General features: G+C 56.8%; 11 protein-coding genes. 8 read left to right on the top strand and 3 right to left on the bottom strand.

The genetic code is table 11. The annotated features are described in order from the left end of the window. Nucleotides 1-25: 25 nt before the first annotated feature. Complete coding sequence (locus AC1RDQ_RS26435) at nucleotides 26-238, bottom strand: hypothetical protein (RefSeq protein ID WP_057715541.1); 213 nt, start codon at nucleotides 236-238, stop codon at nucleotides 26-28. A gap of 132 nt (nucleotides 239-370) precedes the next feature. On the opposite strand from AC1RDQ_RS26435, the gene AC1RDQ_RS26430 reads away from it, so the two are divergent. Next, nucleotides 371-676, top strand: a complete 306-nt coding sequence (locus AC1RDQ_RS26430) for a hypothetical protein (RefSeq protein WP_007975706.1) — start codon at nucleotides 371-373, stop codon at nucleotides 674-676. A gap of 165 nt (nucleotides 677-841) precedes the next feature. Then, on the top strand, nucleotides 842-1,162 hold the full coding sequence (locus AC1RDQ_RS26425; RefSeq protein ID WP_008047240.1) for an I78 family peptidase inhibitor: 321 nt from the start codon (nucleotides 842-844) through the stop codon (nucleotides 1,160-1,162). Nucleotides 1,163-1,232: 70 nt separating this feature from the next. Here the strand turns inward: AC1RDQ_RS26425 and AC1RDQ_RS26420 are convergent, their stop codons facing one another. Beyond that, nucleotides 1,233-1,445 (bottom strand): cold-shock protein, encoded by a 213-nt coding sequence (locus AC1RDQ_RS26420; protein ID WP_003179963.1) that lies wholly within the window; start codon nucleotides 1,443-1,445, stop codon nucleotides 1,233-1,235. Nucleotides 1,446-1,737: 292 nt separating this feature from the next. Continuing rightward, the gene (locus AC1RDQ_RS26415; protein WP_218496530.1) at nucleotides 1,738-2,040 is read right to left on the bottom strand and encodes a hypothetical protein; all 303 of its coding nucleotides are present in this window, start codon (nucleotides 2,038-2,040) and stop codon (nucleotides 1,738-1,740) included. Nucleotides 2,041-2,415: 375 nt separating this feature from the next. Here AC1RDQ_RS26415 and thrS point away from each other — a divergent pair, with 375 nt between their 5' ends. The 6 genes from thrS to pheT all read left to right on the top strand — a co-directional run bounded on the left by thrS (nucleotide 2,416) and on the right by pheT (nucleotide 9,060). Further along, entirely contained in the window at nucleotides 2,416-4,338 is a 1,923-nt protein-coding gene (gene thrS, locus AC1RDQ_RS26410; protein WP_090454263.1) for a threonine--tRNA ligase, read from the top strand. Beyond that, the gene (gene infC, locus AC1RDQ_RS26405) at nucleotides 4,338-4,889 is read left to right on the top strand and encodes a translation initiation factor IF-3 (protein WP_172435703.1); all 552 of its coding nucleotides are present in this window, start codon (nucleotides 4,338-4,340) and stop codon (nucleotides 4,887-4,889) included. Before thrS ends, infC begins: the two co-directional genes overlap by 1 nt. Before the next feature lie 60 nt (nucleotides 4,890-4,949). Next, on the top strand, nucleotides 4,950-5,144 hold the full coding sequence (gene rpmI, locus AC1RDQ_RS26400; RefSeq protein ID WP_002553160.1) for a 50S ribosomal protein L35: 195 nt from the start codon (nucleotides 4,950-4,952) through the stop codon (nucleotides 5,142-5,144). Nucleotides 5,145-5,172: 28 nt separating this feature from the next. Then, nucleotides 5,173-5,529: a 50S ribosomal protein L20 gene (gene rplT / locus AC1RDQ_RS26395; RefSeq protein ID WP_007905879.1), complete on the top strand. Its 357-nt coding sequence runs from the start codon at nucleotides 5,173-5,175 to the stop codon at nucleotides 5,527-5,529. Between the two features lie 109 nt (nucleotides 5,530-5,638). After that, nucleotides 5,639-6,655, top strand: a complete 1,017-nt coding sequence (gene pheS, locus AC1RDQ_RS26390; protein ID WP_007975711.1) for a phenylalanine--tRNA ligase subunit alpha — start codon at nucleotides 5,639-5,641, stop codon at nucleotides 6,653-6,655. 26 nt (nucleotides 6,656-6,681) lie between these two features. Next, nucleotides 6,682-9,060 carry a phenylalanine--tRNA ligase subunit beta gene (gene pheT, locus AC1RDQ_RS26385; RefSeq protein WP_057715538.1) on the top strand — a complete coding sequence of 793 codons (2,379 nt, stop codon included), beginning with the start codon at nucleotides 6,682-6,684 and terminating at the stop codon, nucleotides 9,058-9,060. Nucleotides 9,061-9,063: the final 3 nt, after the last annotated feature.

Below are 9,063 nucleotides of genomic sequence, written 5' to 3'. Positions count from 1 at the left end.
TCCCGCAGGTGCTTGCCTGCGGGTTTTACTCCCTCGTACTAACCGCTTCGGTCTTTTGGTCCGATAGATGTTTCTCGAAAATCTGCTCGATGAACGATTGGGCGGCTTCGGTTCCAAGGTCCCTGACCAGAAGGTCGATACCGATAATGGCGAGCTCTTCCGTGCTGCTTGGGCTGTAGGAGCTGTGGCCGTCTTGCCACTTGGCCTTGATGGCAGCGTCGATGCTTACGGTGGTCATGATGGCACTCGGGAGGTCGGGGAAGTCTGAGTGCCGAGTTAACCATTTTGCGGGGCTTTTGACACGTCGACTTAGGCATGAAAGGAGGGCTGTGCGACACTTGGTCTCTGACGAATATTCAAGGAACGCGCTGTGCAGATCGATTTGAACTCCCCGGATGGCCTGACCCTCGAGGCGGTGCGTCAGTTGCTGGCCGGCGCCAGTGACGATGAGCACACCCAGTTGCGGGTCACCAAGGGAGGCATTGCCTACATCTCCTCGGGTGTCGTGGGCGGTACCGATATCGACGGGTTGTTGTTCCGGCTCGAAACCTGGGCCAAGGGCTCCGGTTATGTCGGGCGGGTCGCGGCCAGCGATGAAGTCTGGGTCATGCAAATCTTCAATGCCTTGAAAGAGAACTGGCCCAATCCTCCTTACGACTACATCGACGTCTATTGAGCGTCGTTCATATTCAGTCACGATTCAGTGATTAAGGGCAGGGCGACGCTCAGGCAGAATCGCGGCTCGTCCGGATCATGGGCAGGGTGCCAGCGCTCCCTGTGAAACCAAACGCCAGTCTGGTTGTCGCACGATCTCAGCTTAATCATTGAATAAGGAGGCTTCATGCCTTGGAAGCTCGCGTCATTGGGTACTTTGTTGGCCGTTGCCACGCTGGCCGGTTGCAGCACTCCCTCTACGGAGTCGGCAACAACGGATGTTGCGACGACTGACACGGGTCACAGTCGCTGTGAGGCAAAGGCTGCCGAGTTCACCATCGGCAAACAGGCATCGCCGCAGCTGCTCGAGCAGGCGCGTACCCGCGCCGGGGCGCAAAGTGCACGGTTCCTGCTGCCAACCGATATGGTGACGCTGGAGTACCGTTCCGATCGCCTGAACCTGAACACCGATGCCAGCCGGGTAGTGACCCGCGTCAACTGCGGCTGATCGTTCGACTTTTGTTTCACCCATAAAAAACCCCGTCACATGGACGGGGTTTTTTTAGTGCGCCTGGAAATTACTCTGGGCGGACTTGAGCAGCTTGCATACCCTTTTGGCCTTTCTCAGCCACGAAGGAAACAGTCTGGCCTTCTTTCAGGCTTTTGAAACCGTCGCTTTCGATAGCTTTGAAGTGTACGAACAGGTCGTCACCGCCACCTTGAGGAGTGATGAAGCCGAAGCCTTTTTCATCGTTGAACCATTTAACGGTGCCGGTTTGGCGATTAGACATGGTGTATCTCCAAGAAACATATATTTTCAGTAGTACTGTGCTGCTCAGGCCAACTGGGCACACCCGAGTATCATAGTCGAAATGTTCGGTTTGGGAGCCCCCCGGACGCACTGTTTGCCAATCAGACGTTTTTTCTTTGTGTCCTTTAGCGGCTGAAAGCCCCGTTCTATAAGGCTTTCGGCCGAAAGTTAAGGCAATAAAAAAAGCTGAAAAACCTGAATAAATTGTACGAAAGGTCCTGTTTCAGCGGCTTTTTAACAGTATTTCAGGGGCTGAAAGCGTGGGGGCGGGCTTATTTTTGCTCTGTTTTGGTGGCCTTGCAGGCTGCAATTTTGCTCAGTGCCTGCTGCTTCAATGTGTCGCTGGCCGTGTTGTTCATCAGGGCCTGAATGTCGGCGGCAGGGTACGATTTGATGGCATCGGCACCGCAGGCGCAGTGGGATTTTGCTGCCGGCGTACCAATCTTCTCGGCAGCGGCAGGAACGCACTGAGCCATGTATTTCTCTCGTTCGCCTTTTGGCCATTCTGCATGGGCGGCAAGTGGCAGGAGGAGAATGACGGGGGCGACTACGGCGAATAAACGATTCAGACGCATGCTGAGATACTCCTTGTGGGTCAGATATCTTGTTATCTGAGGGCGATAGTGCGCTTCAAGTTCAGCACTCTGGCATAAAAACAGCCAATTTACCCTGCTGCAAAACCTGCGCACCGTGGCAACCGTTCATCTGTGCTAGCATGCGTGGCTCGGGCGTTTGCAAGCTCCGATGGACCTTCAGTCCCGGTGGCGGCAGATGCACGATTAACCCTGATTTGAATCCCAGTCACTCTGGTTCGGTTTCCCGGTTGGCCGCAAGGCTCCTGCCGCTGTAAGGCAGGCGTTCGTCATTGAATGGCCTGGACCGGATCTTGTACTGGCTCATCCCAACCCACGTGACCTTTGGTAGGGGTCACCACTAGGAGAGGAGGCGCCATGCCAACTATTACTCTTCCCGACGGCAGTCAACGTTCATTCGATCATCCGGTTTCCGTAGCCGAGGTCGCCGCATCCATCGGTGCAGGCCTGGCCAAGGCCACCGTTGCCGGCAAGGTCGATGGCAAGCTGGTCGACGCCAGCGACATCATCGACAGCGACGCGTCGCTGCAAATCATCACGCCAAAGGATGAAGAGGGGCTGGAGATCATTCGCCACTCTTGCGCCCACCTGGTTGGCCACGCGGTCAAACAGTTGTACCCGACCGCCAAAATGGTCATCGGTCCGGTCATCGATGAAGGTTTCTATTACGACATCGCCTTCGAGCGTCCTTTCACTCCGGACGACCTGGCGGCCATCGAACAGCGCATGCAGCAGCTGATCGAGAAAGATTACGACGTGATCAAGAAAGTCACTCCGCGCGCCGAAGTGATCGAAGTGTTCAAGGCCCGTGGCGAAGACTACAAGTTGCGCCTGGTCGAAGACATGCCGAACGAGCAGGCCATGGGCCTGTACTACCACGAAGAATACGTCGACATGTGCCGCGGTCCGCACGTGCCGAACACCCGCTTCCTGAAATCCTTCAAGCTGACCAAACTGTCCGGTGCCTACTGGCGCGGCGATGCCAAGAACGAGCAATTGCAGCGCGTCTACGGCACCGCATGGGCGGACAAGAAGCAACTGGCGGCTTACATCCAGCGCATTGAAGAAGCCGAAAAGCGCGACCACCGCAAGATCGGCAAGCGCCTGGGCCTGTTCCACACCCAGGAAGAGTCGCCGGGCATGGTGTTCTGGCATCCGAACGGCTGGACTTTGTACCAGGTGCTCGAGCAGTACATGCGCAAGGTTCAGCGCGACAATGGCTACCTGGAAATCAAGACGCCGCAAGTCGTTGACCGCAGCCTGTGGGAGAAATCCGGGCACTGGGCCAACTACGCCGACAACATGTTCACCACCCAGTCGGAAAACCGCGACTACGCGATCAAGCCAATGAACTGCCCTTGCCACGTGCAAGTGTTCAACCAGGGCCTGAAAAGCTACCGCGAACTGCCAATGCGCCTGGCAGAGTTTGGTGCGTGCCACCGTAACGAGCCATCGGGTGCCTTGCACGGCATCATGCGCGTGCGCGCGTTCACTCAGGACGACGCTCACATCTTCTGCACCGAAGAGCAGATGCAGGCCGAGTCCGCCGCGTTTATCAAGCTGACCATGGATGTCTACGCCGATTTCGGCTTTAAAGATGTCGAGATGAAGCTGTCCACTCGTCCGGAAAAACGCGTCGGGTCCGACGAGCTTTGGGATCGCGCCGAAGCTGCGCTGGCCGCAGCCCTTGATAGCGCGGGCCTGCCGTACGATCTGCAGCCGGGCGAGGGTGCGTTCTACGGTCCGAAGATCGAATTCTCGTTGAAAGATTGTCTCGGTCGCGTCTGGCAGTGTGGTACCCTGCAGCTCGATTTTAACCTGCCGGTCCGTCTGGGAGCCGAATTCGTCTCCGAAGACAACAGTCGCAAGCACCCGGTGATGTTGCACCGGGCGATCCTGGGGTCCTTCGAGCGTTTCGTCGGAATCCTGATCGAGCACTACGAGGGTGCATTCCCGGCGTGGCTTGCTCCGACCCAGGCAGTGGTGATGAATATCACTGACAAACAGGCTGATTTCGCCGCCGAGGTTGAAAAAACCCTCAACGAAAGCGGATTTCGTGCCAAGTCTGACTTGAGAAATGAAAAAATCGGCTTTAAAATCCGCGAGCATACTTTGCTCAAGGTTCCTTATCTCTTGGTTATCGGAGATCGGGAAGTCGAGATGCAGACTGTCGCTGTGCGTACTCGTGAAGGTGCTGACCTGGGCTCGATGCCCGTCGCCCAGTTCGCTGAGTTCCTCGCCCAAGCGGTTTCCCGGCGTGGTCGCCAAGATTCGGAGTAATTATTATTAAGCGTGAAATGAGACAAGATAAACGAACTGCACCGAAAGCCCCGATCAACGAGAATATCTCGGCACGCGAGGTTCGGTTAATTGGGGCTGAAGGTGAACAGCTCGGGATTGTGTCAATTGAAGACGCGCTTCTTAAGGCTGAAGAGGCCAAGCTGGATCTGGTGGAGATTTCCGCCGATGCAGTACCACCTGTTTGCAAACTGATGGACTACGGCAAATCGATCTTCGAAAAGAAGAAGCAGATTGCTGCGGCCAAGAAAAACCAGAAGCAGATTCAGGTTAAAGAAATCAAGTTTCGTCCAGGGACGGAGGAAGGGGATTACCAGGTAAAACTGCGCAACCTGGTACGTTTCCTGAGTGACGGGGACAGGGCCAAGGTATCCTTGCGATTCCGCGGCCGTGAGATGGCCCACCAGGAGCTGGGGATGGAACTCCTCAAGCGAGTTGAAGGTGACTTGCTCGAGTACGGTTCGGTCGAACAGCATCCTAAGATGGAAGGACGCCAGCTGATCATGGTCATCGCCCCGAAAAAGAAGAAGTAATCAACAGGGCACGGCAGGCCTTCTGATTATGTTTATCAACTGAATGCGGAGTATCCGAACATGCCAAAAATGAAGACCAAAAGTGGTGCTGCTAAGCGGTTTCTGAAAACTGCTAACGGTATCAAGCACAAGCACGCTTTCAAGAGCCACATCCTGACCAAAATGTCGACCAAGCGTAAGCGTCAACTGCGCGGTAGCAGCTTGCTGCATCCGTCTGACGTGGCAAAAGTCGAGCGCATGCTGCGCCTTCGTTAATTTTAGTCAAGAATAGAGGAAGTAACTCATGGCTCGTGTAAAGCGTGGCGTCATTGCCCGTAAGCGTCACAAAAAAATTCTGAAACTTGCTAAAGGCTACTACGGCGCACGCTCCCGCGTATTCCGTGTTGCCAAGCAAGCGGTAATCAAGGCAGGCCAATACGCCTACCGTGACCGTCGTCAGAAAAAACGTCAGTTCCGCGCTCTGTGGATCGCTCGTATCAACGCTGGTGCTCGTATCAACGGTCTGTCCTACAGCCGTTTCATCGCCGGCCTGAAAAAAGCGTCCATCGAGATCGACCGTAAGGTTCTGGCTGATCTGGCAGTGAACGAAAAAGCGGCGTTTGCTGCGATTGTCGAGAAAGCTAAAGCCACCTTGGCTTAAGTACCCCCGACAGTCACCCGGCCTCGCATCTGTGGGGTCAGGTGTTAAACGTCATAAATAGGGGAAGAGCCTTCAAGCTCTTCCCCTATTTTGTATCTGGAGTCTGTACATGGAAAACCTGGATGCGCTCGTCTCTCAAGCTCTAGAGGCTGTGCAAAGCGCTGAAGATATCAATGCCCTGGAGCAAATCCGGGTTCACTACCTTGGCAAGAAGGGTGAATTGACTCAGGTGATGAAGACCCTGGGGAATTTGCCGGCAGAAGAGCGTCCGCAGGTCGGTGCGCTGATCAACGTTGCCAAGGAGCGTGTCACAGAGGTCCTTAATGCGCGCAAGGCATTGTTTGAAGAAGCCGATCTGGCTGCCAAACTCTCCGCCGAGTCCATTGACGTGACCCTGCCTGGCCGTGGTCAGACCTCCGGTGGTCTGCATCCGGTTACCCGTACTCTGGAACGCGTCGAACAGTTCTTCACCCGTATTGGCTACGGCATCGCCGAAGGCCCTGAGGTCGAAGACGACTATCACAACTTCGAAGCGCTCAACATCCCCGGCCACCACCCGGCCCGGTCGATGCATGACACCTTCTATTTCAATGCGAACATGTTGTTGCGCACCCATACCTCGCCGGTACAGGTCCGCACCATGGAGTCGAAACAGCCGCCGATCCGCATCGTCTGCCCAGGCCGTGTATACCGCAGCGACTCCGATATCACCCACTCGCCGATGTTCCACCAGGTCGAAGGCCTGCTGATCGATCGCGACATCAATTTCGCCGACCTCAAAGGCACCATCGAAGAGTTCCTGCGGGTGTTCTTCGAAAAGGAACTGGCGGTGCGTTTCCGTCCTTCGTACTTCCCGTTCACCGAGCCGTCCGCTGAAGTCGACATGGAATGCGTGATGTGCAGCGGTAAAGGCTGCCGCGTCTGCAAGCAGACCGGCTGGCTGGAAGTGATGGGTTGCGGCATGGTTCACCCGAACGTGCTGCGCATGTCCGGGATCGACCCGGAAGAGTTCTCGGGCTTTGCCTTCGGCATGGGCGTAGAGCGTCTGGCCATGCTGCGTTACGGCGTGAACGACTTGCGTCTGTTCTTCGACAACGACTTGCGGTTCCTCGCGCAATTTCGCTAGTCGTAACGAATTCTTAGGAGAGCAGGATGAAATTCAGTGAACAATGGCTGCGTGGCTGGGTTAGCCCGCAGGTAAGTCGCGACGAGCTGGTTGCTCGTCTGTCGATGGCCGGTCTTGAGGTCGATAGCGTTACGCCGGCCGCCGGTGTTTTCAGTGGCGTGGTCGTTGGCGAGGTGCTGAGCACCGAGCAGCACCCGGACGCCGACAAACTGCGCGTGTGCCAGGTCAGCAACGGTTCGGAAACCTTCCAGGTTGTTTGCGGTGCGCCAAACGTGCGCCCGGGCCTGAAGATTCCTTTCGCCATGATCGGCGCCGAGCTGCCAGGCGACTTCAAGATCAAGAAAGCCAAGCTGCGTGGCGTCGAGTCCAACGGCATGCTGTGCTCGCAAACCGAGCTGCAGGTCGGTGAAGGTAATGACGGCCTGATGGAGCTGCCGGCCGATGCGCCGGTGGGCGAGGATTTCCGCGTTTACCTGGACCTGGAAGACGCCAGTATCGAGGTCGATCTGACCCCGAACCGTGGTGACTGCCTGTCCCTGGCCGGTCTGGCCCGTGAAGTGGGTGCCCTGTACGCCGCTGCGGTGGTCCGTCCGGTGGTGGCTTCGGTTCCTGCCGCCCACGACGAAGTGCGCTCGGTAGAAGTGCTGGCGCCCGCCGCGTGCCCACGTTACCTGGGGCGTGTGATCCGTAACGTCGACCTGTCCAAAGCAACGCCGCTGTGGATGGTCGAGCGTCTGCGTCGTGCCGACGTGCGCAGCATCGACGCTGCCGTCGACATCACCAACTATGTGATGCTGGAACTGGGTCAGCCGCTGCACGCCTTCGATCTCGCTGAAATCAACGGTGGCATCCGTGTGCGCATGGCTGAAGAGGGCGAGAAGCTGGTGCTGCTCGACGGCCAGGAAGTCAGCCTGCGTAGCGATACGCTGGTGATTGCCGACCACTCCCGCGCACTGGCAATTGCCGGCGTCATGGGTGGCGAGCACAGCGGTGTTTCCGCGACCACACGTGATGTGTTCCTGGAAAGCGCCTTCTTCGACCAGATCGCCGTTGCAGGCAAGGCCCGTTCCTATGGCCTGCACACCGATGCATCCCATCGCTATGAGCGTGGCGTGGACTGGCAGCTGGCCCGCGAAGCCATGGAGCGCGCGACTGGTTTGCTGCTGGAAATCACCGGTGGTGAAGCGGGTCCGATCATCGAGACCGTCAGCGAACAGCACCTGCCGAAAATTGCTCCGATCACCCTGCGTGCCCAGCGTATTACCCAGATGCTGGGTATGGAAATGGATTCGGCTGAGGTGGAGCGTCTGCTCAACGCCTTGGGCCTGACCATTACTGCCGATGGGGCAGGGCAGTGGCGTGTAGAAGTTCCAAGCCATCGCTTCGATATCAGCCTGGAAGTAGACCTGATCGAAGAACTGGCACGCCTGTATGGCTACAACCGTTTGCCGGTTCGTTATCCGCAAGCGCGTCTGGCGCCGCAAGCCAAGGCAGAAGCTCGTAGCGACCTGCCTGAACTGCGGCGCCTGCTGGTTGCCCGTGGATATCAGGAAGCAATTACCTATAGCTTCATCGATCCGAAACAGTTCGAACTGTTTAATCCGGGTGTGGAGCCGTTGCTGCTGGCCAATCCGATCTCCAATGACATGGCTGCCATGCGTTCGTCGCTGTGGCCGGGTCTGGTCAAGGCGCTTCAGCACAACCTGAACCGTCAGCAGGATCGCGTGCGTCTGTTCGAAAGCGGCCTGCGTTTCGTTGGCCAGCTTGAAGGTCTGAAGCAAGAGCCGATGTTGGCGGGTGTCGTTTGCGGTAGTCGCCTGCCGGAAGGCTGGGCGCAGGGTCGCGATACCGTCGACTTCTTTGACGTCAAGGCAGACGTGGAAGCGGTGCTGGGTTTTGCCGGTGCCCTGGATTCGTTCACTTTCGTGCCAGGCAAGCACCCAGCGCTGCACCCGGGTCAAACCGCGCGCATCGAACGTGACGGTCGTCTGGTCGGCTTCATTGGCGCTATCCACCCTGAATTGTCGAAAACCCTCGGTCTCGACCGTCCGGTCTTCGTCTTCGAGTTGGTTCTGGCGGAAGTGGCGTCGGGCAAAATGCCAAAATTCCACGAGTTATCGCGCTTTCCTGAAGTGCGTCGTGACCTTGCACTGATTGCGCACAAAGACGTTGCAGCCACGGCTGTACTGGACGTAATCCGTGAAAATGCAGGCGAATGGCTGACAGACCTCAGGCTATTTGACGTGTATCAGGGTAAAGGCATTGATCCTGATAGAAAAAGCCTCGCAGTCGGCTTGACCTGGCAGCATCCATCGCGCACTCTTAATGACGATGAGGTGAATACCGCAACGCAAAACATCCTCACCTCGCTCGAACAAAGGTTGAACGCCACGTTAAGGAAGTGACGT

This window comes from Pseudomonas sp. GW823-FHT02E01 (genome assembly GCF_058797535.1).
This window is presented reverse-complemented; position numbering and strand designations above follow the sequence as displayed.